We start from the raw sequence: 24,377 nt of genomic DNA on the forward strand, positions 1-24,377 counted from the left end.
TTAAAGCAAATTATAACAAGTATCGATAGCAACGCCAACAAATAACCAAAGGCTTTATACTAAAAAAATTACGGAAAGATTTTAAAAAATCAGTTAAACTGTGACGTAAATTTCAATTAAGTTTTTCTTGGTAATTACTACAATTAAATATGCTCAAACTCAAAAACAATCATATCAAAGACGATAAAACCTCGCAGATAGTTAGTTGGGGGCATTGGTTTACGCTATTTAATATTCTGGTAGTCATTTTACTTGGTAGCCAATATTTGCTCATTGCTGATTGGCCCCGAACATTCATGGGGCGTTTTTATGCAATTATTAGTGCGATTGGGCATTTTAGTTTTCTTACTTTCATTGTTTATTTGATATTGCTTTTTCCGTTAAGTTTTCTTATTCACTCTTCACGATGGCAAAGGATTATTGCAACTATCGTTGCAACGATAGGAATTAGTTTACTGCTTATTGATGTTGAAGTTTTCTCGCATTTTAGAATGCATCTAAATTTATCTATCTGGCAACTATTTACCTCGGATAAAGCATCTTTTCTCAATAGTGCATTTATATTAATACCCTTTATTCTTTTGGTTGAAATATTATTCTCGATTTGGAGTTGGAAAAAGCAACGCAGTTTAAGTAAACGCAAACGTTTTGCCAGACCTGTAGTAATAGGTTTTATTCTATGCTTTGTTTCATCACATTTGATTCATATTTGGGCCGATGCTAACTTCTATCGTCCAATTACGATGCAACGATCAAGCTTACCGCTATCGTATCCGTTAACGGCGCGTCATTTTCTTGAGCGCTATGGATTTATTGAAGAGAATGGTTATCGTAATCGCGCAATTCAAGAAGGTAACCCATTTGCGATCGCTATTGAATATCCACTCGATAAAATTTCATTTAATGAAAATCAAGATAAACCGAATATCTTGATTATTGATATTAATGGCTGGAATGATCGACTATTAGCCAATAATATGCCTTGGCTGAAAGAATTTGCTAGCCAAAATATACAATTTACTAATCATTATGGCGCAAGTAGCCAAGCCTACTTAAATAACTTCTCATTATTCTATGGACTTGACCCGAATTATTATAATAGTATCTTGGCAGGGCATAAGCCATCGGTATTATTCGAAACTGTAACGAAACAACATTATAACGTTGGTCTATTCTCGGCTGATGGTTTTTCTGAACCACTTTATCGTTATGCATTATTGTCTAATTTCACCACCCCAGATGGTAAAAAGCAGTCTAACAAGCAAACCACTGATAATTGGATGGCATGGCACGATGAACAAAATCAACTCGAAAACCACGCTCCTCTATTTTCTGTCATCCAATATTCACTGGGTGCCAAAAATAAAAAAATACCAATAACCGAACTAGAAACAGATGCAAAAAAACTCGACCAATATTTAGAATCTTTAATTGCATATTTAACATTATCTAATGCATACGAAAACACCATAATTATTATTACCGGTTCTAATGACATAAAAATAGATGATGCTAAAAAATCTGCTTTACGTAATGATGAAGTTAGCTTTAATCGAAATACCTTAAAAGTACCATTAATTATTTCATGGCCAGGTAAAGAGGCAAAAGAAGTTGATAATATAACTTCTGAAACGGATATATTAAGAACATTAATGCAAGATGCTCTCAACGTCACTACACCTGCAAAACAGTATAGCCAAGGTCAAAATCTATTTCAAGAGCGTGAATGGATTCTAGCTGGAAGTGAAAATCAGGTTGCAGCGCTTTATGGTAATAAAACCGTGGTAATTGATGCGTATGGACGATCTAAAATCTATGATCTAAACGGTAATCAATTGAAAGATGAAAAGATAAACTTACCTACATTCTTACAAATTGTCACCGAAAATCGTCATTTTATTGTGGTAGATAATTAAACAATTTTTTCCAAAGAGGTGAATATTACTTCACCTCTTTTCCCATTGCTTGTAAATCAGCATGATAAGATGAACGCACAAATGGTCCGCAAGCTGCATGAGTAAATCCCATAGCCAGCGCCATCTGTTTTAATTCATCAAATTCCTCAGGTGAAACATAGCGCTCCACTGGCAAATGATACTTACTTGGTTGTAGATACTGACCTAAAGTTAGCATGGTAACACCATGGCTCCGCAAATCCTTCAAAACCTGAATAAGTTCTTCATTGGTTTCACCTAATCCGACCATTAATCCTGATTTTGTGGGAATTTCGGGATGTTTTTGTTTAAACGTTTCAAGTAATTGTAACGATCCCTCATAACTTGCTCCTGGGCGTATTTTTTTATACAACCGAGGAATATTTTCTAAATTATGATTAAACACATCCGGAGGGTTTTCACTTAAAACCGCAACGGCTTCATCAACACAACCACGAAAATCAGGAGTTAAAGTTTCAATTTTTATATTCGGGCTTAATGAACGAATCTCTTGAGTACATGAAGCAAAGTGACTTGCTCCGCCATCTTTCAAATCATCACGATCAACAGAGGTGATCACAACATAACGCAATTTCATCTCTTGAATTGTTTGCGCAAGCTTATTCGGTTCCTCACGGTCTGGTGGCAAAGGGCGACCATGAGCAACATCACAGAAAGGACACCGACGAGTACAAATATCCCCTAAAATCATAAAAGTCGCGGTCCCATGATTAAAGCACTCCGCCAAGTTAGGGCATGAAGCCTCTTCACAAACCGAATGTAACCCATGTTTACGCATCGTATTTTTAATATGCGTAATATTTTCTGTATTTGCCGACAACTTAATTCTCATCCAATCAGGTTTTTTTAAAGGAGCTGTATCCTCTATAGTGATTGAGGGAATTAGACGCGTTTTTTCGGCATCACGATATTTTGAACTGCGGATTTCAGTATTTTGCATAATTCACATCTTAATAGTTTGGTAGCTGATTAATAAAATAATCAGTCAATAAATGGTTAATCTCTTGGCGATCAATTTTTGAAACATATTGTTTCAACTGCGTCATTTCTAATCCAGCATAACCACATGGATTAATATAATTAAAAGGAGTGAGATCCATATCGATATTAAGGGCTAATCCATGTAAGGTACAGCCACGCTTAATATGTAATCCAAGAGAACAGATCTTCTGTTGATTGACATAAACGCCAGGAGCGTCTTGTTTTGAATAGGCGACTATCTCATAGTGTTTTAATGTTTGAATAACACTATTTTCTAAATAATTGACGACATCACGAATACCTATTTTACGCCTTTTTAAATCCAATAAGATATACATAATTTGTTGTCCAGGCGCATGGTATGTAATTTGACCACCACGATCAGTTTGCACAACAGGAATATCCGTTTTAGTAAGCAGGTGCTCAGGTTTTCCAACCTTACCTTGAGTAAAAACCGGAGGATGTTCAACTAGCCAAATCTCGTCTTGAGTTTGCTTATCACGCTGCTGAGTAAAATCATGCATAGCTTGATAAGTATGCCAATAAGGCATAGTTTTTAACTCTTTAATAATGACGTTTTTACTTGGCATATTATCTGTCAATTCAGTCTTAATTTAACAATAAATTAACAACTATATAGCAGATTTTACTATAACTTGACAACCGCTAACTATTCAAGGTATAACTCAAAACGCAGTATTCTTTCCAATCTCATGAGTTAAATTTGACTTATATCAAATAATTATCTTTTTATTTATATTAATAATTGAAATAGTTGATTAATTTAATAGGAATTAACATTCTTTTCAGGGCGGTGGTTTGCTTTACTTTTTAATGGAAACTGGCAGACTGATATCAATTAAGCATCCGTAATGCAAAGTTGAAGCTTATAATTTTAGTTATGGCGTCTGTTATAGCTAAGGATAGCAAAAACTGCATTTTTTAAACAAAAAAGAGGTTTTATATGTCGGACATGCAAATGAATGATATCGATCCAGTCGAAACAAAGGATTGGCTGGAAAGTTTAGATTCTATTATTCGAGAAGAAGGCGTCGAACGTGCTCAATATATTATTGAACAGATTGTCAATAAAGCTAGAGATGGTGGTGTCCCTTTACTATTTGGTTCTTCAACCAGTAACTATATAAACACAATCCCTGTCGAAGAACAACCAGCATATCCAGGTGATTGGGAAATTGAAAGACGAATCCGTTCAATTGTTCGGTGGAATGCAATTATGATGGTCTTACGAGCTTCTAAAAAAGATTTAGAGCTTGGTGGTCATATGGCATCATTCCAATCTGCTGCTACATTTTATGAAGTATGTTTTAACCATTTCTTCCGTGCTCGCAATGAAAAAGATGGTGGGGATTTAATCTATTTCCAAGGTCATATCTCACCGGGTATCTACTCACGCGCTTTTATTGAAGGTCGTTTAACTGAAGAACAGCTTGATAACTTTAGGCAAGAAGTTCACGGTAAAGGTTTATCATCTTATCCTCATCCAAAATTAATGCCGGAATTTTGGCAATTCCCAACCGTATCAATGGGGTTAGGACCAATTAGTGCAATCTTCCAAGCTCGCTTTTTAAAATACTTAAACCATCGTGGTTTAAAAGATACCACTGAACAAACTGTTTACGCGTTCTTAGGTGATGGTGAAATGGATGAGCCAGAAGCAAAAGGTGCAATCACAGTTGCAACACGTGAAAAACTTGATAATTTAGTCTTTGTTATCAATTGTAACTTGCAACGTCTTGATGGTCCGGTAACCGGTAATGGCAAAATAGTGAACGAACTAGAAGGTGTGTTTGCTGGCGCTGGTTGGAATGTGATTAAAGTACTTTGGGGCGATCGTTGGGATAAATTATTGCAAAAAGATAAATCAGGGAAATTAATTCGTTTAATGAATGAAACTCTTGATGGCGATTATCAAACCTTCAAATCAAAAGACGGCGCTTATGTACGTGAACACTTTTTTGGAAAATATCCTGAAACGGCTGAATTAGTCAAAGATATGTCTGATGAAGAGATCTTCAGACTAAACCGTGGTGGTCAAGACCCCGAAAAAATGTTTGCTGCATTTGCAAGAGCAAAAGAGACAAAAGATCGCCCAACAGTTATTTTAGCCCACACCATTAAAGGATATGGAATGGGTGAAGCCGCAGAAGCGAAAAACATTGCACACCAAGTCAAAAAAATGAATATGGATGGTGTTCGCCATGTTCGTGACTTCTTCAACATTCCGGTTACTGATGAAGCACTCGAAAAATTACCTTATATCAAATTCGAAGAACATAGCCCGGAATACAAATATATTCATGAACGACGTCAAGCATTACATGGTTATGTGCCTTCACGACTAACTAAATTCTCAGGAACGGTTTCTATCCCTCCTTTAAGCGAATTTGCGCCGTTACTTGAAGCACAATCTAAAGAAATCTCAACCACTATCGCTTTTGTGCGTGCACTTAACATCATGCTAAAAGATAAAGACTTAGCACCGCGACTAGTACCAATTCTCGCTGACGAAGCGCGTACGTTTGGTATGGAAGGTCTATTCCGCCAAATTGGTATATATAACCCACATGGTCAACAATATACCCCACAAGATAAAGAGCAAGTTGCTTACTATCGTGAAGATGAAAAAGGTCAAATTCTCCAAGAAGGTATTAACGAATGTGGCGCGACTGCATCATGGTTAGCGGCTGCTACTTCTTATAGTAATAACGATTTACCGATGATTCCTTTCTATATCTATTACTCAATGTTTGGCTTCCAACGCATTGGTGATTTAATGTGGGCGGCGGGTGACCAACAAGCTCGAGGCTTCATGATTGGAGGAACTTCTGGTCGCACAACATTAAACGGTGAAGGCTTACAACACCAAGATGGTCACAGCCATATTCAAGCATTAACCATCCCTAACTGCTTATCATACGATCCAGCCTACGCTTATGAGGTCGCGGTTATTATGCAAGATGGCTTACGTCGTATGTATGGTGAACAAGAAAATGTTTACTACTACATCACCACACTAAATGAAAACTATGCCCAACCTGCAATGCCTGAAGGTGCAGAAGAGGGGATTCGTCGTGGTATTTATAAGTTAGATACCGTTGAAGGCCAACAAGGCAAACCAACAGTTCAATTATTAGGTTCTGGATCAATGCTACGTCATGTTCGTGAAGCGGCTGATATCCTTGCTAAAAACTATGGCGTCAGTTCTGATATTTACAGTGTAACGTCATTCACCTTACTTGCTCGAGATGGTCAAGATTGCGAACGTTACAACATGTTACATCCAAGCGAAGAAGCAAAAGTGCCATATGTTGCTCAAATAATGAATAACAATCCTGCTGTTGTTTCCACTGATTACATGAAACTTTATGCAGAACAAATTCGAGGATTTGTACCAGCAGAAAGCTACCGAGTACTCGGTACAGATGGATTCGGTCGTAGTGATAGCCGAGAAAATTTACGTCATCATTTTGAAGTCGATGCATCTTATGTTGTGATTGCAGCACTAGGAGAACTAGCTAAACGTGGTGATATTCAGCCAAGTATTGTTGAAGACGCGATTAAAAAGTTCGAAATCAATGCTGACAAACTCAATCCACGTATTGCATAAGAGGTAAAAATAATGAGTATTGAAATAAAATTACCTGATATCGGAAGCGATGAAGTTGAAGTAACAGAAATCCTAGTTAAAGTCGGCGACAAAGTTGATGTAGATCAATCACTATTAACTGTCGAAGGCGATAAAGCATCGATGGAAATACCGGCACCACAGGCTGGTATTGTGAAGTCAATCATTGTCAAAGTTGGCGATAAAGTGACTACAGGTGTTAGTATTATGGAATTTGACGAAGAGGGCGCAAGCGCGTCAAAAACGCCTGCTCCAGAAGTTTCAGCTCCAGCTTCTGCGCCAGCACCAGCACAAAATAGTAGCCAAGTCGTTGATGTTAATGTTCCAGACATTGGTGGCGATGAAGTAGAAGTGACTGAAATATTAGTTAAAGTTGGTGACTCAGTTTCAGTTGATGATTCACTCATCACCGTTGAAGGAGACAAAGCCTCGATGGAAGTACCTGCAACTATAGCTGGTACAGTAAAAAGCATCACTGTTAAAATTGGTGATAAAGTCAAAACTGGCTCCAAAATAATGGAGTTTGAAACGAATAGTGCACCCGTTAAAGCTGAACCTGCGCCAGCTTCAGCTTCAACTTCAGCTCCAGCTCCAGCTCAAGCTCAAGCTCAAGCTCCTGCACCAGTTGCTGAGACAGCTAAACCTGCACCAACTGCAAATGAATTTGTAGAAAACGATGCTTACGCACATGCCACACCATCAGTTCGACGATTAGCAAGAGAATTTGGTATCAATCTTGCAAAAATCCAACCTACAGGCCCTAAACATCGTGTACTTCGTGAAGATATCCAAAACTATGTCAAAAATGCCGTAAAACAAGTTGAAAACGGTGGATCATCTGGTGCATTCCCTGGATTATTACCATGGCCAAAAGTCGATTTCAGTAAATTTGGTGAAATTGAATCTTTACCATTAACTAAAATTCAAAAAGTTTCTGGTGCAAATTTACATCGAAACTGGGTGATGATTCCTCATGTCACTGAATTTGATGAAACAGATATCACTGAACTAGAGGCATTTCGTAAGCAACAAAATGCTGAAGCAGAAAAGAAAAAACTCGATCTCAAAATTACTCCGCTCGTGTTTATCATGAAGGCCGTAGCGAGTGCTTTAACTGCTTATCCGCGTTTTAATAGTTCATTGTCAGAAGATGCACAAACTCTTATCATTAAAAAATACATCAACATCGGTGTGGCAGTTGACACGCCAAATGGTTTAGTTGTTCCTGTATTTAAAGATGTAAATAAAAAAGGCATTATTGAACTTTCACGTGAACTTGCTGAAATCTCCAAAAAAGCGCGAGACGGTAAACTCACAGGTAGTGATATGCAAGGTGGTTGTTTCACTATTTCCAGTCTTGGTGGCATCGGAACGACATCATTTACCCCAATTGTAAATGCGCCAGAAGTGGGCATACTTGGTGTATCTCGCTCAAGTATGAAACCAGTATGGAATGGTAAAGAATTTACACCACGCTTAATGTTACCTTTATCATTATCCTTCGATCACCGAGTGATTGATGGCGCAGATGGTGCACGCTTCTTAAGCCATATTGTTAATGTTTTATCCGACTTACGTCGACTAGTGATGTAAGGGGGGGAAATCAGTTATGAGTCAAGATATCAAAACACAAGTTGTTGTATTAGGTGCCGGGCCAGCGGGTTATTCCGCTGCTTTCCGTGCCGCTGATCTTGGATTAGATGTGACATTAGTCGAACGCTACTCAACCTTGGGTGGTGTTTGCCTTAATGTTGGCTGTATTCCTTCTAAAGCATTATTGCATGTTGCTAAAGTGATGGATGAAGCAAAATCCCTCACCGAACATGGAATCCATTTTGGAACGCCAAAGTTAGAGCTCGACAAAGTTCGTGCTTGGAAAGAAAAGGTAATCAATCAGCTTACTAACGGGCTGGCAGGCATGGCCAAAATGCGTAAAGTTAATGTGATTCAAGGTGAAGCGCAATTCACCGGTAGTCACACAATGGATGTCACTTCTGCCAAAGGGATAACTAAAATTACCTTTGATAATGCTATTATTGCAGCAGGATCTCGACCAATAACCTTACCATTCATTCCTCATGACGATCCTCGTATATGGGACTCAACCGATGCGTTAGCATTAACCACTATTCCTAAAAAATTACTGTTAATGGGTGGTGGTATTATTGGTCTGGAAATGGGTACCGTATATCACGCATTGGGTTCAGAAGTGGATGTGGTTGAAATGCTAGATCAGGTGATCCCAGCTGCGGATAAAGATGTGATAAAAGTCTTTACCAAACAAATTCAAAAGAAATTTACCTTACGCTTAGAAACTAAAGTAAATACGGTCGAAGCCAAACATGATGCAATCTATGTCACCATGGAAAAGAAAGATGGAACCATCGAAACGCACACTTACGACGCAGTACTAGTGGCGATAGGTCGAGCGCCAAATGGTAAACTTATCAATGCTGAAAAAGCTGGAGTAAATGTGACCGATCGTGGTTTTATTGAAGTCGATAAACAGATGAGAACTAACGTTCCACATATCTATGCGATCGGTGATATTGTGGGTCAACCAATGTTGGCTCATAAAGGGGTTCATGAAGGGCATGTTGCAGCTGAAGTGATAGCTGGTAAAAAACATTATTTCGATCCGAAAACCATACCATCCATTGCCTACACCGAGCCAGAAGTTGCCTGGGTAGGATTAACTGAAAAAGAAGCGAAAGCAAAAGGTATCGATTATGAGGTCGCCATATTCCCATGGGCAGCATCAGGGCGAGCAATTGCGTCTGATTGTTCAGAAGGGATGACTAAACTAATCTTTAACAAAGCCGATAATCGCCTTCTTGGTGGTGCGGTAGTTGGAGCAAATGGTGGTGAACTTCTTGGAGAGATCACTCTTGCTGTAGAGATGGGCTGTGATGCAGAAGACATTGCATTAACCATCCACGCTCACCCAACCTTACATGAATCAATCGGACTCGCGTCCGAAGTGTATGAAGGTACGGTTACCGATCTACCCAATCCAAAGGCCGTTAAAAAATAAGTAATATCTACTCTTATCATTGAAATAATGCCGTTAGCTTACTGACGGCATTTTATTTTTCTTGCTTGAGAACATTGACATCCCAAACTTCCCGATTAAATGAGTAAAAAAAGGGGAGATAACTATATAATTAATAATAGTAATCTAACCTACTTTTATTATCCTGCAATTTTTAACCGCTAAATTTTTTCACATTATCGGAAAGTACGAATAAAAAATTACAATTTTAACAATCCTATTTATTAAATATGCTCTAATGATTCGCAAAATGATAAATTACGATATCAAAAAAGTTGAGGAGCGGGGTTTTTGAAGGTGTTTTTAGCAAAATTATGGAAAATAAAAATGAAGCTAAAATTCTTTTTTTAATGATAGTCTTCTAATTGATAGGGAAAATTTGATTTTAATATCCTGCGATTTTTAACCGCTAAATCTTTTCACATTATCGGAAAGTACGAATAAAAAATTACAATTTCAACAATCCTATTTATTAAATATGCTCTAATGATTCGCAAAATGATAAATTACAATATCAAAAAAAGTTGAGGAGCGGGGTTTTTGAAGGTGTTTTTAGCAAAATTATGGAAAATAAAAATGTAGCTAAAATTCTTTTTTATAATGAGAGTCTTCTAATTGATAGGGAAGATTTGATTTTAATATCATTAATAATTATTAATTGGTTGATCATTTAACTAACTAGCCAAAAGCAATAAAAAAGCCAGTTTTAAAAATAAGCATTAAACTGGCTTAATCGAGAATTTACTTCAACTAATTAAAAGAAGTATTTAAATCTTACACGAGCACCATAACGATCATCGGTGTTATCGCCATGAGATTTACTTCTATCAAGTAATGACCAATAAGCACCTAAATAGATATTAAAATTATCCATATCTAACACATCATCAATTAGATATGAGGCATTAACAGTATGAATTTTATATTTACCTTTGCTATTTATATGGCCATCTTTAACACGATTATATGGATTAAATTTTTTGATATCATTGTTCGCAAATAAGTAACCTAAGCCGATTTTTTCCCAAACAATATTTGTGCCAATGGTCATATCTTTTTCATCTTTAGCATTCATATAAGCAAAGCTGGCATTAAATCTGAATCCTGCTGCATCCCAATCGCCTTGATTGTTCCATGAAAAAGTCGCGCCATAACCAGTTCTTTGTGATTGATCGCGGAATTTACCGTTATCATCATGATAACCGTAAGCATTTTTTACCACATTGGTTTCGGCAGCAATTGCGGTTGAAATGCTTTCATTTTTCCAAGATAAAACGGGACGTAAATAGACCACGTTTTTCTTCTTATCAATTTCATAACCATGATAAGCCGATTTATTAAACATTTTCTCGCCATTATTGACCAATGCATTTAACTCAAAATTGACATTATCAAATAGCGGTGTATTTAATTGAATACCGCCACCATTATTACTACGACCACGACCCTCTTTCAACATATAGATATAGCCAAAGCCGTCTTCATATAAATCATTGGCAGTATTACCTGAATATTCAATAAAGGTATCTTGTCCAAGCGGGAACATATCATAAGCTTCATAACGACCAATTTTAATATTCCACTCGTTTTTCTGACCAAAATAAAATGCCGCATCATCCAGATTCACATCACCACCTAAATCTGCTAAAGGTTGCACCACGAATCCAGCAAAGTTTTTGTTGTTAATTTCACGATAGCCATCTAAACCAATCAATATACGACCATTGATATCCCAACGATCTTTGTCAGAAGGTTTATTTTTTTTATCAGCAGTCTCCCTCAAAGAGCTAAGTTGCTGTTTGCTACTAGCGGCATCCACATTAAATTCGACGTCTCCATATAACTTTAATTGTCCTTGCGGAGTATCCCATTGAATAGCCGCATTTGCCATTGAACTTAACCCAATCAGACTACACATAAACATCTTCTTCATAAAATTAACTCCTTGAATAGTTATAATATTTAACAACAGTTTTATGTATGCGATAACAAAATTTAAAGCAAAATGGTGGTTCAATTTTAATAAAAGTGTTATTGATTCGTGATGACATCGTTTACAAATGATGTTATATGGAGTTAAGTAAATTTAAAATGACCAAAATTGAAATCTGTGACACGTGTAACATTTTTTATTCAATCTAATAATCATATCCTCACCAATACAGTGCGATTAACAATATTGTTTAGCTTAGCCATAAGTAAGTAGAAACTGTATTTTAAAGGCAATTAAGTATATAATGCCGGGCAAATTCAATTAATCATTATCAAATATATAGAGTTATGAAACCTTCAATTATCAGTAAATTGGAAACGCTACAAGAGCGTTATGAAGAGGTTCAAGCATTACTATCTGATGCAACGGTTATTGCCGATCAAAACCGATTTCGAACCCTTTCAAAAGAATATGCACAATTAACCGATGTGGTTAAGTGCTTTGCTAATTGGCAGCAAACTCAAGAAGATATCGAAACTGCCAAGATGATGCTATCTGATCCTGAAATGAGTGAAATGGCTCAAGAAGAGTTAAATGAGGCCATGGCTCAAGTTGAACAGCAAGAAAAACAGTTACAAGTACTTTTATTACCGAAAGATCCGAATGATGACTACAACTGTTTTGTTGAAGTTAGAGCAGGCACAGGCGGTGATGAAGCTGCAATCTTTGCTGGTGATTTAGCCAGAATGTACACAAGATACGCCGAATCTCGCAACTGGCGTGTTGAAATCATGAGTGCCAATGATGGTGAATATGGCGGTTATAAAGAAGTGATCATGTTAGTCAGTGGTGATGGTGTTTATGGCCACTTAAAATTTGAATCAGGTGGACATCGTGTTCAACGCGTACCTGAAACTGAGTCACAAGGTCGTATTCACACATCTGCTTGTACAGTTGCTGTTTTACCTGAGATTCCTGAAGCAGAAATGCCAGAAATCAATCCAGCGGATTTAAAAATTGACACCTACCGTTCATCCGGTGCAGGTGGTCAGCATGTTAATACCACTGATTCAGCAATCCGTATTACCCATATTCCAACTGGGATTGTGGTTGAATGTCAGGATGAACGTTCACAACATAAAAACAAAGCGAAAGCGATGTCAGTATTAGTTGCACGTATTCAAGATGCCGAAGCGCGCAAACGTCAACAAGAAGAAGCATCAACCAGACGTAACTTATTAGGTTCGGGTGATCGTTCAGACCGTATCCGAACATATAATTATCCTCAAGGACGGGTTACTGACCACCGTATAAATCTTACCATTTATCGCTTAGATGAAGTGATGGAAGGTAAATTAGATATGCTAATTGAACCAATAGTACAAGAGTACCAAGCAGATCAGCTTGCAGCGTTATCGGAACAGGATGAATGACCTATTTAGAATGGCTTAAATTTGCGTCGCAAACCTTAACTGAAAGCGAAAGCCCAAAACGTGATGCAGAAATTTTATTGAGTTTTGTAACTCATAGAACACGCACCTTTTTAATGGCTTTTAGTGAAACATCATTAACTGACGATGAAGTCACTGCGTTAGATGCTTATTTAAAAAGACGTCAAGAAGGTGAGCCAATTGCCTACATAACAGGTGAAAAAGAATTTTGGTCATTAAAATTTAATGTCTCCAACTCGACATTAATCCCACGCCCCGATACTGAAAAGCTTGTTGAACTTGGTTTAGAATATTTGCCAAAGGCACCTTGTGAAGTTTTGGATTTAGGGACTGGAACCGGAGCGATAGCAATCGCCATGGCAACTGAACGTCCTGATTGCTTATTTACCGCAATCGAAAAAAACAAAGATGCGTTAATATTAGCTCAAAAAAATGCCAAGCAAATCGATGTTAATAATGTTTACTTTTTACTGGGAGATTGGTATAAACCAATAAAAAATCGTAAATTTTCTATGATTACCAGTAATCCCCCTTATATTGATCCAACCGATGTTCATCTATCGCAAGGCGACGTTCGTTATGAGCCTCGCAGTGCATTAGTTTCTGAAGATGATGGACTTGCCGATATTAAAGTCATTGTACAAGGCGCAACTAAACATTTAAATCAATATGGTTGGCTGCTAATCGAGCATGGTTGGAAGCAGGGCTTAGCGGTACAAACTATTTTTAAACAACACGGATTTCAATTAGTCGAAACCTTCACCGATTACAGTGGCAATGACAGAGTCACACTTGGTCGTTGGTTTAAACCTTAACTAGGAATGAGTTTATGATTAAACAAAAAAAAGTAAAAGTAGGTAATATCACGGTAGCTAATGATTTACCGTTTGTATTATTTGGTGGTATGAATGTGCTTGAATCACGCGATTTAGCCATGAAAATTTGTGAACATTATGTCACAGTAACCGATAAACTGAATATTCCTTATATTTTCAAAGCCTCTTTTGACAAAGCTAATCGCTCATCAGTTCACTCTTATCGAGGACCTGGGTTAGAAGAGGGGATGAAAATCTTCCAAGAATTAAAACAGCAATTTGGTATAAAAATTATCACTGACGTTCATACCGAAGAGCAGTGCCAGCCCGTTGCCGATGTCGTTGACGTTATTCAATTACCTGCTTTTTTGGCAAGACAAACAGACCTAGTTGTTGCAATGGCGAAAACTGGTGCGGTAATCAATGTCAAAAAACCACAATTTGTTAGCCCAGGACAAATGGGCAATATTGTCGAAAAATTTGAAGAAGCGGGTAATGACCAAGTTATCCTTTGTGATCGTGGTAGCTGCTTTGGTTATGACAACCTTGTTGTTGATATGCTTGGCTTTAACGTAATGAAAAAAGTTAGCAAAGGTTCGCCAGTGATTTTTGATGTAACTCATGCGCTACAATGTCGTGATCCAATGGGGGCTGCGTCAGGTGGTCGTCGTGGTCAAGTTACTGAATTAGCTCGTTCAGGTATGGCGGTAGGTATTGCTGGATTATTCTTAGAATCACATCCTGATCCAAGTCATGCAAAATGTGATGGTCCATCAGCATTACCGTTAGCAAAACTTGAACCATTCTTAAAACAGATGAAAGCCATTGATGAATTAGTAAAAAGTTTTGAAGAGCTAGATACTGAAAACTAATTGTGCTATCAATTCCTAAGAGAAATGTTATACATTTCTCTTTTTTTACCTATTACTCACCCCATTAAACTTATTCATTTCATTACTAATTCTGCCCATAATTTCATGACTTAAAAACCATCAAAAAAATAGAGCTTAATTAATTTATCACGTAAAAAAAGAGCCGAAAATCCCACAAAAATAAGCCGAATTTTCATCATTTTGGTGATTTAGATCACGAATTTAGATTAATTAATTTGCGAACTAAAATATGTTTATGCATTATAAAAATGCATATTTGTCCAATCTCCACCTAAATATGTTTCGTAGTTTAGAAAGCAATTCAAAGTAATAAAGAATTCAGTTTGGCTTATAACATCCGATTAAGGAAATTTAACGGTCAGTTATATAATTATGGGAATGAAATTATGAGTCTGGATAATGCACTTGATTTACCCTATCGTTTTAATCTTTTTACTAAACTTTTTTTATCGATGACCATTTTAACCAGTATATGCCCCGCACAAGCTCAATATGCTAGTGAATTTATTGATGATGCATCATTAACCGGTAACGTATTTTTTTGGAATCGTGATCGAGAAAGAAAAAATATTGAAGAACATAAATATGAAAAAAACCTCAGGCACTCATCATTTAACACAAATTTAGATTTTAGATCAGGGTATATTGCTGATCACCTTGGTATTGAACTGGGCGGATATGGTGCATGGGAAGTCAGTAACGGTGGCAATGGTCATCCTAATGAAATCGGTTTTAGTGGCGCACGCACCCGCTGGGATGAGGATTGGAAAAAAGATGTCAGTGGTGTGAGCTTTTATAAAGCACAGGTCAATTTTAAGCAAGATGAATTATTTTGGCTAAAAGCCGGTTTTATTCAGCCATCAGGTCAAACACTATTAGCCCCTCACTGGAGTTTATTACCGGGTACTTATCGAGGTTTTGAATTAGGCACAACGCTCGATTTTGATCAAGCTGGTGCCTTATCGATGTCTTATATGTGGACAGATAAATATAAAGCGCCATGGTACAAACGCCTTTATGAATTTAAACAATGGGGAAAAGGGAAGAAGATTGATTATCTACACTCAGCCGGTTTGAAATATGACTTTAAAAATGATTTAGTGTTAGAAACCGCCTTTGGTCAAGCCAAAAATTACATGAATCAATATTTTGGTAAAGCATCTTATAAAACAGACATGCTTGATAATCCGTTAACCATGAGTTATCAATTTTATGGCGCCAAAGACCAGTCTCATAAAGGGGATAAGGTCTATGACGGCTTAGCATGGTTACAAGCGGCAACATTAGCTTACCAAGTTGGACCAGTTGGTCTACGCCTTGAAGGGGTAGCAATTAAGGCTGAAGGTAAACAAGGCTTCTTTTTACAACGTATGACGCCAGATTATGCTTCATCTAATGGACGACTAGATGTTTGGTGGAACTCACGATCGGACTTTAATGCTAATGGTGAAAAAGCCCTATTTGCTGAAGTGACTTACGATTTAGGGAATCTATCAACGTATCTAACCGGCTGGAGAACGGGCGCATCTTATGCTTTTGGTTGGGATGCGAAACCAAATTCAACAGCAGAAGATCAAAAAAATCGCTTAGTTGAATCAGCTTACAATTTTGATTTAGGCTACACTATTCAAGACACTTGGGCTAAGGACACCTCTTTCCAATTACATTACACCAAATATAATAACCATGAAAATCATATCAACAGTTGGGGTGGTGGATATGGCAACATTTTCCAAGATGAACGAGATATCAAGTTTATTGTCACAATACCTTTCACTGTGTTTCAAGCAAAGCAAAAATAGGGAAATATTATGAAAAAATCTAAAATATTGTTTACTTCAATCGTTTCTCTGCTAAGTTTTGGAGTAGCTTCTTCGGCTTACGCCTCTCAGAAAATTGTTGATGAAATAAGTTCAAAGCTTAGTGTCAAATATACTATTGTTGATAATCAAGCTGGTGAACATGGTGTTGATTGTGCAATTTTAGGTGCTGATTGGGCATCTTGTTTCAAAGCCACAATCTCGTTAAACAATGATGGCGAAGCTATCAACGACAAAGATTGGGCAATCTATTTTAGTAGTATCAGAATGATATTGGCGGTTGACAATGATCAATTCAAAATCACTCATCTTACCGGTGATCTTCATAAAATAGAGCCAACTGAAAAATTTACCGGATTTCCGGCTAAAGCCAGCATAGATATACCTATTATCGGTGAGTATTGGCAGTTAAGCGAATCGGATGTTATCCCTCGCTGGTATGTAACATCGACCGACGCCACACCTAAAGTGATCAGTAATACTGAATTGGATGATTTTGTTTCCCTAACTGGTGAACAGTGGAAACGCACGCCCGATGATCATAATATTTTAATGACGACGGTTAATCGATTTGAACGTAATGCCGATATTAAGCCACTTGATAAAAAGGCCATGCGTGGGCAAATTATTCCAACGCCGGTGAAACTTACCCTTGCTGAAAAAGATATACAGCTTGGTAAAAATGGCATTCATCTTCAATTAAAAGGACTTAATGACGCCAGCTTAGCCGTACTCAATCAACAATTTAACAATTTAAATATCCCATTAACGGATAAAGGTTATAAGATTCTAGCAAATATTGATGCGACCAAATTTAAAAATGGCGTATCAGGTGCTTATCAACTGAATATTGGCGATAAGCAAGCGACTATAACTGCCTTTGATGAACGGGGAATTTTTTATGGTGTAGAATCGATCTTATCGTTGATTCCCGTTAACGAAAACCCAACCATTGCTATGCTAAAAGTCGAAGATTACCCACGCTTTGACTATCGGGGCATTATGTTAGACACCGGACGTAACTTTAAAACAAAGCAAGCGGTGTTAAGATTACTCGATCAAATGGCGAGTTATAAATTAAACAAATTCCATTTTCACCTCAGTGATGATGAAGGATGGCGAATTGAGATCCCAGGACTTCCGGAATTGACCGAGGTCGGTAGCAAGCGTTGTCATGATCTGAGCGAAAACAAATGCCTATTACCGCAATTAGGATCAGGACCTGATAGTGATAATTTAGGTAGTGGCTACTTTAGTCGTGATGATTACATTGAAATTGTCAAATATGCTAAAGATCGCTTTATTGAGGTGATCCCTGAAATTGATATGCCAGCACATGCCAGAGCGGCAATTGTGTCTATGGAAGCACGTTATCAACGCCTAATGCAAGAAGGTAAACAAGAAGAAGCTAATGAGTTTCGTTTAGTTGATCCAAGTGATGATTCAAATACCACAACGGTACAATTTTACGATCGAAAAAGTTACCTAAATCCTTGCTTAGATTCATCTAAACGCTTTGTCGATAAAGTGATCACTGAAATTGCCAAAATGCATAATCAAGCAGGACAACCACTGACTGTTTGGCACTTTGGCGGTGATGAAGCCAAAAATATTCGTCTTGGTCCGGGATATCAAGATATCCACGCAAAAGAGGCGGGTAAAGGCTTAATCGATCAAAGCATTGAAGATCTACCATGGGCAAAATCCCAAGCCTGCCAAACATTGGTTAAACAAGGCACCATCAAAGATATAAAACATCTACCGAGTTATTTTGCTATTGAAGCCAGTAAAATAGTTAAAAATCATGGCATCAATCACATGCAAGCATGGCAAGACGGCGTAAAATATGCCGAAAGTGCCAAAGACTTTGCTGTCGATAAAGTCACTGTTAACTTTTGGGACACACTTTACTGGGGAGGTTTTGACTCAGCGAGTGAATGGACCAACAAAGGTTATCAAATAGTGATATCGAATCCTGATTATGTTTATCTTGATTTTCCTTACGAAGTTAATACGTTAGAACCCGGTTATTATTGGGCTACTCGTTTTAATGATGAACGTAAAATATTTAGCTTCGCGCCAAATAACTTACCCCAAAATGCTGAAACATCCGTTGATCGTGATGGAAACCCATTCAATGCTAAAGGCACGTTAGATTGGTCTGGCAGTTACGGCTTATCCGCACAACTATGGAGCGAAATTGTTCGTACTGATAATCAGATGGAATATATGATATATCCAAGGTTAATAGCGGTCGCGGAACGAGCATGGCATCAAGCTGATTGGGAAATTGCTTACCAAAAAGATCGTGAATTTTCGAAAGGAACGACGCATTATGTCAATCAAAACCAATTACTTAAAGATTGGACATTATTTGCTAATTTAGTGGGACAACGCGAATTATCCAAACTTGATTTAGCCAAAATTGCTTATCGCTTACCAACACCGGGGGCGAAAATTGAAAATGGTAAACTCATTGCTAATATCGTCTATCCGGGATTAGCCATTGAATATTCAACTAATCAAGGCGAAAGTTGGCAGCGTTATAAAGGACCCGTTGCCATTAACAATGTCGAACATGTATTGGTTCGTAGTGTCTCTCCAAATCAGAAAAGAACCAGTAGGGCTGTAGGCTTAAAAATGTAAAATATAATTCTTATCCGCTATTTTAGCGGATAAGAATAAATCCCAAAAAGTTGAAGGGTGATTAAGAAGGGGGGATTAATTAGTGCAAAGTTTCCACATCTTCAGCATCATCATCACTGCCATCCTCGAAGTAGGTTCCCCAACCGTCATAATTAACCCCGAATTGGTTTGCCAATGTAATCACCTGAGCAATTTGATTATTGATTGACTCAGCATTTAACGGACTTTCAGCGATAATATCAAAACCAATAACAACATTGCCTTCATCATCAACATCCTCATCAGGATCGGTTGCTTCATAGCCTAATTTATAAGCTTCTACCGCCACTTTTTCGAGCTGATCGAAGTTTTGTGATGAGATATGGTGCTCAATAATATACATAGCATGTGGATCACTACCGTCTTCTAAAAGTTCCTGAATAATAGCAAGAGTGTCTTGCTGAGCAAGCTGAATTTGATCTTTCATAATATACCTTTTAGTGGTCGTGCAAATTGTGTGGTATATTACACGTTTAAAAATAATTTTCGAGAAAAAAGTGATTGTCGACTTACATTCGCACACAACTGCATCAGATGGCATCTTAACGCCAACTGAACTGGTTAAAAGAGCTGCAGATAATCAAATCAACATGCTAGCTATCACCGATCACGATACGATCAAAGGTTTGCCTGAAGCAAAAGAGACTATCGCGCGTGAAAACTTACCAGTAAAATTGATTTACGGTGTAGAGATATCGACGATATGGAAAAATAGCGAAATTCATATTGTTGGATTGAATGTCGATATTGAAAATTCGCAGTTGCTTGAATTGTTATTAGCCCAAGAAAAAGGCCGAATTAATAGAGCAATAAGCATTAGTGAAAAATTGGCTAAAGTCAATATTCACGACGCTTATCAACAAGCCCAACAATATTCGAAAGGCGATATCGTTTCTCGAGCCCATTTTGCTCGCTTTTTGGTGGCTAATGGTTATGTCAAAGATATGAAACGAGCATTTAAAAAATACCTAGGCAAAGGTGGTTATGCTTATGTTCCGGCCAATTGTTGCGGTATTGCTGATGCGATTAATGCCATTCATTTTGCTGGTGGACAAGCTGTATTAGCACACCCATCTCGTTATGATTTGACCCTAACTAAATTAAAATTATTAATTAGTGAATTTAAAACATTCGGCGGTGATGCGATTGAAGTTTCACAAAGCCGACAAACACAAGATGATTTACAAAAACTAGCCAAACTGGCTAATGAATTTGAATTATTGGCTTCGCAAGGCTCTGATTTTCATGATTTGGTTAATTATCTTGATTTAGGTAAAACAACACCATTGCCGGGTAGCGTAACACCTATATGGCATGATTGGGTATAAATTAAACCGTGATGAAAAACACCGTTCCTCACATTTTTTAACCAGCAATCAACAAAGAAGAATATTATGAGCCAAACATTTTATATTCACCCAGATAATCCACAAACAAGATTATTAGATCAAGTTGTCAAAATATTAAATGACGGCGGTGTGATAGCATTTCCGACTGATTCCGGTTATTCGCTAGGTTGTTTGCTTGATAACAAGTATGGTGTAGATCGCATTTGCCAAATTCGCAACCTTGATAAACACCATAACTTCACCTTAATGTGTCGTGATCTATCCGAACTCTCATCTTATGCGTTCGTTGATAACACAACTTTTCGGTTGCTAAAAAACAATACACCAGGAAAATACGTCTTCATCTTACCTGCAAGTAAAGAAGTGCCTCGACGCTTAATGAACGAAAAACGCAAAACCATAGGACTACGCATTCCCGATAATAAAATAGATTTAGCGCTTCTCGAATTACTTGGACAACCTTTAATGACCACCACGCTAATTTTACCTAACGAAAATGAAGCCCAGTCTGATCCTGAAGAGATAGAAGATAAAATCGGTCATCAACTTGATGCCATCGTTCATGGTGGCTATATCAGCGAACAACCAACCACAGTTATTGATCTAACTCACGATTATCCTGATATTATTCGAGAAGGAAGTGGTGATACTTCACCTTTTAAATAAAAAAAATTAAACATTATATAGGGAAAGAAATGAAGAAAATAATGGCACTTATTTTAATTATAAGTATTGGATTAATGTCATTGGTACTCTATCTATCGATAAAACAGATCAATTTTATTAACTCTTCACTAAGTACTACCGGCACCGTTATTGACTTTGAAGAGTCGTATTCAAAAGATTCTAATGGCAATCGATCCGTATCTTATTATCCTATCTTTCAATTTGTTGATACTCAGGAACAAGTCAGAAAGGTTAAATCAAATGTTGGTAGTAATCCTTCAGCGTATCAGAAAGGTGATGTGGTTGATATTATCTATGATCCGCAAAACGCTGATCATGCTAAAATTAACGATACTTTCTCAATGTGGCTTGGAGAAATAATTTTAGGCATACTCGCAAGCCTACTATTTTTAACAAGTGGTGGTTATTTTTATTTTAAATCTAAAAAAAATAAACTAAAACGTGCATTGCTAGCAAGTGGCCGACAAATTGAAGCCAAGATAAATTCGATTGAAAAAAATACCGCATTAACTGTCCGAGGTCGCTCTCCTTACATCATTTATAGCCAGTGGCAAGACAGAACAGCACCCGATGAGATTCATCTTTTTAAAAGTGAAAACATTTGGTTTGATCCAAAACCTTTCATTAATCAAGAGACAATAACCGTCTATATTGATGAAGCAAACCCAAAACGTTATTATGTCGATATACGTTTTTTACCCAAGGTAAAATAAACCAACTTTAGATAAAGATACCTGTGAAGGTAGCGAGGCAAAATGAAAAAATTGAATTCTGAAAAATTACAAAAAGTATTAGCCAATTTAGGCAATGGTTCTCGTCGTGAGATTGAAGCCATGATCGTTGCTGGCAAAATTAGCGTTGACGGTAAAATAGCAACGCTAGGTGATCGCGTTGACGTCAATGCCAACCCTAAAATTCGCATCAACGGCCACTTAGTCCAGTTAAGAAGCAAAGAAAAAGAAGTCTGTCGTGTACTAGCTTACTATAAACCAGAAGGGGAGATCTGCTCTCGCCATGATCCGCAAGGTCGTGCAAACGTATTTGAACGATTACCACGAATAAAAAACGCACGCTGGATCAATATTGGTCGGCTTGATATTAATACCTCTGGATTATTACTCTTCACAACCGATGGCGAACTAGCCAACCGCCTTATGCACCCAAGGCATGAAATCGAACGGGAATATGCGGTACGAGTATTCGGCAATATTACCGACCAACAACTGAATCAACTTCGCAAAGGTGTACAGCTTGAAGATGGTCCAGCTGCATTTAACTCCATCAAACCACAAGGTGGGGATGGCTTAAATCAGTGGTTCAATGTGGTTATTACTGAAGGTCGCAACCGAGAAGTCCGTCGCATGTGGGAAGCCGTAGGTGTCCAAGTTAGCCGATTACTCCGAATTCGCTATGGTAATATCACCTTACCGAAAGGCTTATCTCGTGGCACATGGATGGAACTAGGCATAGACTCGGTTAATTACTTACGACAATTAGTTGGTTTACCAGAGGAAGTAAAAAGCTTTACCAGCAAATCAACCTCAGAAAAGCGCATTCCAAAACGGGTAAAACTCAATCCAAGAACGAATAAACGCGTAAGCAAAACTCGCATTTAAAGTGCGATTAACCCTTAAATAAAATATTATTTAAGGGTTAAAAATCAACCCGCCAACCAATCTTAACTTCTTTCATCAAGATGATCCCTTTTTATCAATAGACCCATGAACTAAAACAATTATACGCATAATCTATCTTCAAATTTCTACAACTTTAATCAAAGCAGATTAAATAGTGAAAAGACGATACGTAAGTAAGCTAAAAATAAAGAGAAATGAAAACTATCGTCTATAAACAAAAAAATCCCACAAAAAGTGAGATTTTATAAAAATTTAAAATCAGATTTCTAGGCAATTATTCAAGCCCTAAAACCATTCGCCCATTTTTGGTTGCAACATTCACCACATTATCTAAATCAGTATAACGACAACCCGTCACGAGTAATTTAAGCTCTTCCCACATATTACCGGTTGAAAAAGGTAACATATAATCACTCACATTATCCGTACCGATAGCAACAGGAATACCCGCAGCAGCCAGTTCATCCACAGGCGTTAAAGAATTACGAGTAGGGCCATGTTCTTCACGACGAGGGCTATCAATCCAAGCAAATGGACAAGCAATCACCATCATCTTTGCCTCTTTCATTTTTTGATAAAGTTTTTGGCGATATTCCAAACTATGCGCAGTAATCGAAATACTATGAATAGCGACCACCTTACCATGCATACCATGCTCAATAGTTTTATCGGTAAGTTGCTCAGTCTCGATCTCATCTGATGAATTAAATTGATCAACATGCACATGTACCATTTTGTCTAATGATTTACCTGTTTGCATCAACACATCTAAATGGACAAGCCCCATACCTTCACCATGATCACGCTCATCACGACGAGGCAAGCCACCGATAATATCCACTAAATCAGCCCCTTTATCAAACCAATAACGCGCCTCTTTATCAATAACGCCCTTAAGCGTTTGGTTCACTAATTTAATGGTAATATCTTTTTTATACGTCTCACGCGCCCGCAGAGCACCTCGAATCGCCCGTTCCTCAGCAATCGGATCAATATCAACAAACGACCCCATTGCTGACACACCTTGCTCAATCATCCGCTCAACAGCCATGCTAAAATGGCGATAATAATCATCTTCACTCATAGCGGCTTTTACTTTATCAAGCGTATCCCATTTCTCAATCAACGTCTGTTTTTGATAGACATCAAAACTATCAACCGTAATGGTAAAAGCACGGTCTGCGTGCATATGTGAATTAACCCAACCACCATTTTGCTTAATTTTATTCATCAAATATGCTTTTAAACTTTGATCTCGACTCGTTGATAACAGGGTTTTACTATCGGTCATAATGGGCCTCTACAATTGAGTTACTTTTAAAATTAATTGGACAAAAAAAATCCCCCAAAAAGGAGGATCAAACTACTTTACATTCATTATTGTTTAGGACTGCAAAATTACAATTTGTCATAAATAGTTAACTTTAATCTTGAATAAATTGCAGAGAATTCTAATCATTTGAATGATAA

Annotated in this window: 18 protein-coding genes; 13 read left to right on the forward strand and 5 right to left on the reverse strand. The window is 37.5% G+C overall.

The window, feature by feature from the left end; all coding sequences use genetic code 11:
- The first annotated feature begins 149 nt into the window (after positions 1 to 149).
- Positions 150 to 1,916 carry a DUF3413 domain-containing protein gene (locus tag J3U23_RS02745; protein WP_267338369.1) on the forward strand — a complete coding sequence of 589 codons (1,767 nt, stop codon included), beginning with the start codon at positions 150 to 152 and terminating at the stop codon, positions 1,914 to 1,916.
- A gap of 25 nt (positions 1,917 to 1,941) precedes the next feature.
- On the opposite strand, the gene lipA is transcribed toward J3U23_RS02745, so the two are convergent.
- A complete protein-coding gene (gene lipA / locus J3U23_RS02750; protein ID WP_065734553.1) occupies positions 1,942 to 2,895 on the reverse strand; it encodes a lipoyl synthase in 954 nt (317 codons plus the stop codon).
- A 10-nt stretch (positions 2,896 to 2,905) separates the two neighbouring features.
- A complete protein-coding gene (lipB, locus tag J3U23_RS02755) occupies positions 2,906 to 3,526 on the reverse strand; it encodes a lipoyl(octanoyl) transferase LipB (protein ID WP_065734552.1) in 621 nt (206 codons plus the stop codon).
- Between the two features lie 374 nt (positions 3,527 to 3,900).
- On the opposite strand from lipB, the gene aceE reads away from it, so the two are divergent.
- Genes aceE through lpdA form a run of 3 tightly spaced genes read left to right on the forward strand, consistent with a single transcriptional unit; the run spans position 3,901 to position 9,619 of the window.
- Positions 3,901 to 6,567 (forward strand): pyruvate dehydrogenase (acetyl-transferring), homodimeric type, encoded by a 2,667-nt coding sequence (aceE, locus tag J3U23_RS02760; RefSeq protein WP_220224888.1) that lies wholly within the window; start codon positions 3,901 to 3,903, stop codon positions 6,565 to 6,567.
- 12 nt (positions 6,568 to 6,579) lie between these two features.
- Positions 6,580 to 8,178, forward strand: a complete 1,599-nt coding sequence (gene aceF / locus J3U23_RS02765; RefSeq protein ID WP_416380110.1) for a pyruvate dehydrogenase complex dihydrolipoyllysine-residue acetyltransferase — start codon at positions 6,580 to 6,582, stop codon at positions 8,176 to 8,178.
- Positions 8,179 to 8,194: 16 nt separating this feature from the next.
- Positions 8,195 to 9,619, forward strand: a complete 1,425-nt coding sequence (gene lpdA / locus J3U23_RS02770) for a dihydrolipoyl dehydrogenase (protein ID WP_065561920.1) — start codon at positions 8,195 to 8,197, stop codon at positions 9,617 to 9,619.
- A 772-nt stretch (positions 9,620 to 10,391) separates the two neighbouring features.
- Here the strand turns inward: lpdA and J3U23_RS02775 are convergent.
- Entirely contained in the window at positions 10,392 to 11,570 is a 1,179-nt protein-coding gene (locus J3U23_RS02775) for a carbohydrate porin (RefSeq protein WP_065561919.1), read from the reverse strand.
- Between the two features lie 347 nt (positions 11,571 to 11,917).
- Here J3U23_RS02775 and prfA point away from each other — a divergent pair, with 347 nt between their 5' ends.
- The 5 genes from prfA (at position 11,918) to J3U23_RS02800 (ending at position 19,195) form a co-directional block, all read left to right on the forward strand.
- Positions 11,918 to 13,003 carry a peptide chain release factor 1 gene (prfA, locus tag J3U23_RS02780; RefSeq protein WP_065561918.1) on the forward strand — a complete coding sequence of 362 codons (1,086 nt, stop codon included), beginning with the start codon at positions 11,918 to 11,920 and terminating at the stop codon, positions 13,001 to 13,003.
- The gene (gene prmC, locus J3U23_RS02785) at positions 13,000 to 13,836 is read left to right on the forward strand and encodes a peptide chain release factor N(5)-glutamine methyltransferase (RefSeq protein ID WP_267338370.1); all 837 of its coding nucleotides are present in this window, start codon (positions 13,000 to 13,002) and stop codon (positions 13,834 to 13,836) included. Before prfA ends, prmC begins: the two co-directional genes overlap by 4 nt.
- 17 nt (positions 13,837 to 13,853) lie before the next feature.
- The gene (kdsA, locus tag J3U23_RS02790; RefSeq protein WP_065561962.1) at positions 13,854 to 14,708 is read left to right on the forward strand and encodes a 3-deoxy-8-phosphooctulonate synthase; all 855 of its coding nucleotides are present in this window, start codon (positions 13,854 to 13,856) and stop codon (positions 14,706 to 14,708) included.
- Positions 14,709 to 15,181: 473 nt separating this feature from the next.
- Positions 15,182 to 16,531 carry an OprD family outer membrane porin gene (locus J3U23_RS02795; protein WP_416380112.1) on the forward strand — a complete coding sequence of 450 codons (1,350 nt, stop codon included), beginning with the start codon at positions 15,182 to 15,184 and terminating at the stop codon, positions 16,529 to 16,531.
- A 9-nt stretch (positions 16,532 to 16,540) separates the two neighbouring features.
- A complete protein-coding gene (locus tag J3U23_RS02800) occupies positions 16,541 to 19,195 on the forward strand; it encodes a beta-N-acetylhexosaminidase (RefSeq protein WP_267338373.1) in 2,655 nt (884 codons plus the stop codon).
- Between the two features lie 79 nt (positions 19,196 to 19,274).
- On the opposite strand, the gene rraB is transcribed toward J3U23_RS02800, so the two are convergent.
- Positions 19,275 to 19,661, reverse strand: coding sequence for a ribonuclease E inhibitor RraB (rraB, locus tag J3U23_RS02805; protein ID WP_065561915.1), 387 nt, complete (start codon positions 19,659 to 19,661; stop codon positions 19,275 to 19,277).
- A 28-nt stretch (positions 19,662 to 19,689) separates the two neighbouring features.
- On the opposite strand from rraB, the gene rnm reads away from it, so the two are divergent.
- The 4 genes from rnm to rluB all read left to right on the forward strand — a co-directional run bounded on the left by rnm (position 19,690) and on the right by rluB (position 22,886).
- A complete protein-coding gene (gene rnm, locus J3U23_RS02810; protein ID WP_267338374.1) occupies positions 19,690 to 20,562 on the forward strand; it encodes an RNase RNM in 873 nt (290 codons plus the stop codon).
- A 66-nt stretch (positions 20,563 to 20,628) separates the two neighbouring features.
- Complete coding sequence (locus tag J3U23_RS02815; RefSeq protein WP_065561914.1) at positions 20,629 to 21,249, forward strand: L-threonylcarbamoyladenylate synthase; 621 nt, start codon at positions 20,629 to 20,631, stop codon at positions 21,247 to 21,249.
- Positions 21,250 to 21,278: 29 nt separating this feature from the next.
- The gene (locus J3U23_RS02820) at positions 21,279 to 21,983 is read left to right on the forward strand and encodes a DUF3592 domain-containing protein (RefSeq protein WP_081299434.1); all 705 of its coding nucleotides are present in this window, start codon (positions 21,279 to 21,281) and stop codon (positions 21,981 to 21,983) included.
- Between the two features lie 42 nt (positions 21,984 to 22,025).
- Positions 22,026 to 22,886, forward strand: a complete 861-nt coding sequence (gene rluB, locus J3U23_RS02825) for a 23S rRNA pseudouridine(2605) synthase RluB (protein ID WP_267330904.1) — start codon at positions 22,026 to 22,028, stop codon at positions 22,884 to 22,886.
- A 295-nt stretch (positions 22,887 to 23,181) separates the two neighbouring features.
- Here rluB and J3U23_RS02830 read toward each other — a convergent pair whose 3' ends face one another.
- Positions 23,182 to 24,198: an amidohydrolase family protein gene (locus J3U23_RS02830; RefSeq protein WP_267338375.1), complete on the reverse strand. Its 1,017-nt coding sequence runs from the start codon at positions 24,196 to 24,198 to the stop codon at positions 23,182 to 23,184.
- Positions 24,199 to 24,377: the final 179 nt, after the last annotated feature.

The organism is Gilliamella sp. B3367 (assembly GCF_026536825.1).
Classification (GTDB): Bacteria; Pseudomonadota; Gammaproteobacteria; order Enterobacterales; family Orbaceae; genus Gilliamella; species Gilliamella apicola_E.

What these genes read in the sequence shown, in the direction of transcription:
- J3U23_RS02745 (WP_267338369.1), top strand. Translation starts at nt 150, where the DNA reads ATGCTCAAACTCAAAAACAATCATATCAAAGACGATAAAACCTCGCAG.
- lipA (WP_065734553.1), bottom strand. Translation starts at nt 2,895, where the DNA reads ATGCAAAATACTGAAATCCGCAGTTCAAAATATCGTGATGCCGAAAAA.
- lipB (WP_065734552.1), bottom strand. Translation starts at nt 3,526, where the DNA reads ATGCCAAGTAAAAACGTCATTATTAAAGAGTTAAAAACTATGCCTTAT.
- aceE (WP_220224888.1), top strand. Translation starts at nt 3,901, where the DNA reads ATGTCGGACATGCAAATGAATGATATCGATCCAGTCGAAACAAAGGAT.
- aceF (WP_416380110.1), top strand. Translation starts at nt 6,580, where the DNA reads ATGAGTATTGAAATAAAATTACCTGATATCGGAAGCGATGAAGTTGAA.
- lpdA (WP_065561920.1), top strand. Translation starts at nt 8,195, where the DNA reads ATGAGTCAAGATATCAAAACACAAGTTGTTGTATTAGGTGCCGGGCCA.
- J3U23_RS02775 (WP_065561919.1), bottom strand. Translation starts at nt 11,570, where the DNA reads ATGAAGAAGATGTTTATGTGTAGTCTGATTGGGTTAAGTTCAATGGCA.
- prfA (WP_065561918.1), top strand. Translation starts at nt 11,918, where the DNA reads ATGAAACCTTCAATTATCAGTAAATTGGAAACGCTACAAGAGCGTTAT.
- prmC (WP_267338370.1), top strand. Translation starts at nt 13,000, where the DNA reads ATGACCTATTTAGAATGGCTTAAATTTGCGTCGCAAACCTTAACTGAA.
- J3U23_RS02795 (WP_416380112.1), top strand. Translation starts at nt 15,182, where the DNA reads ATGACCATTTTAACCAGTATATGCCCCGCACAAGCTCAATATGCTAGT.
- J3U23_RS02800 (WP_267338373.1), top strand. Translation starts at nt 16,541, where the DNA reads ATGAAAAAATCTAAAATATTGTTTACTTCAATCGTTTCTCTGCTAAGT.
- rraB (WP_065561915.1), bottom strand. Translation starts at nt 19,661, where the DNA reads ATGAAAGATCAAATTCAGCTTGCTCAGCAAGACACTCTTGCTATTATT.
- J3U23_RS02815 (WP_065561914.1), top strand. Translation starts at nt 20,629, where the DNA reads ATGAGCCAAACATTTTATATTCACCCAGATAATCCACAAACAAGATTA.
- J3U23_RS02820 (WP_081299434.1), top strand. Translation starts at nt 21,279, where the DNA reads ATGAAGAAAATAATGGCACTTATTTTAATTATAAGTATTGGATTAATG.
- rluB (WP_267330904.1), top strand. Translation starts at nt 22,026, where the DNA reads ATGAAAAAATTGAATTCTGAAAAATTACAAAAAGTATTAGCCAATTTA.
- J3U23_RS02830 (WP_267338375.1), bottom strand. Translation starts at nt 24,198, where the DNA reads ATGACCGATAGTAAAACCCTGTTATCAACGAGTCGAGATCAAAGTTTA.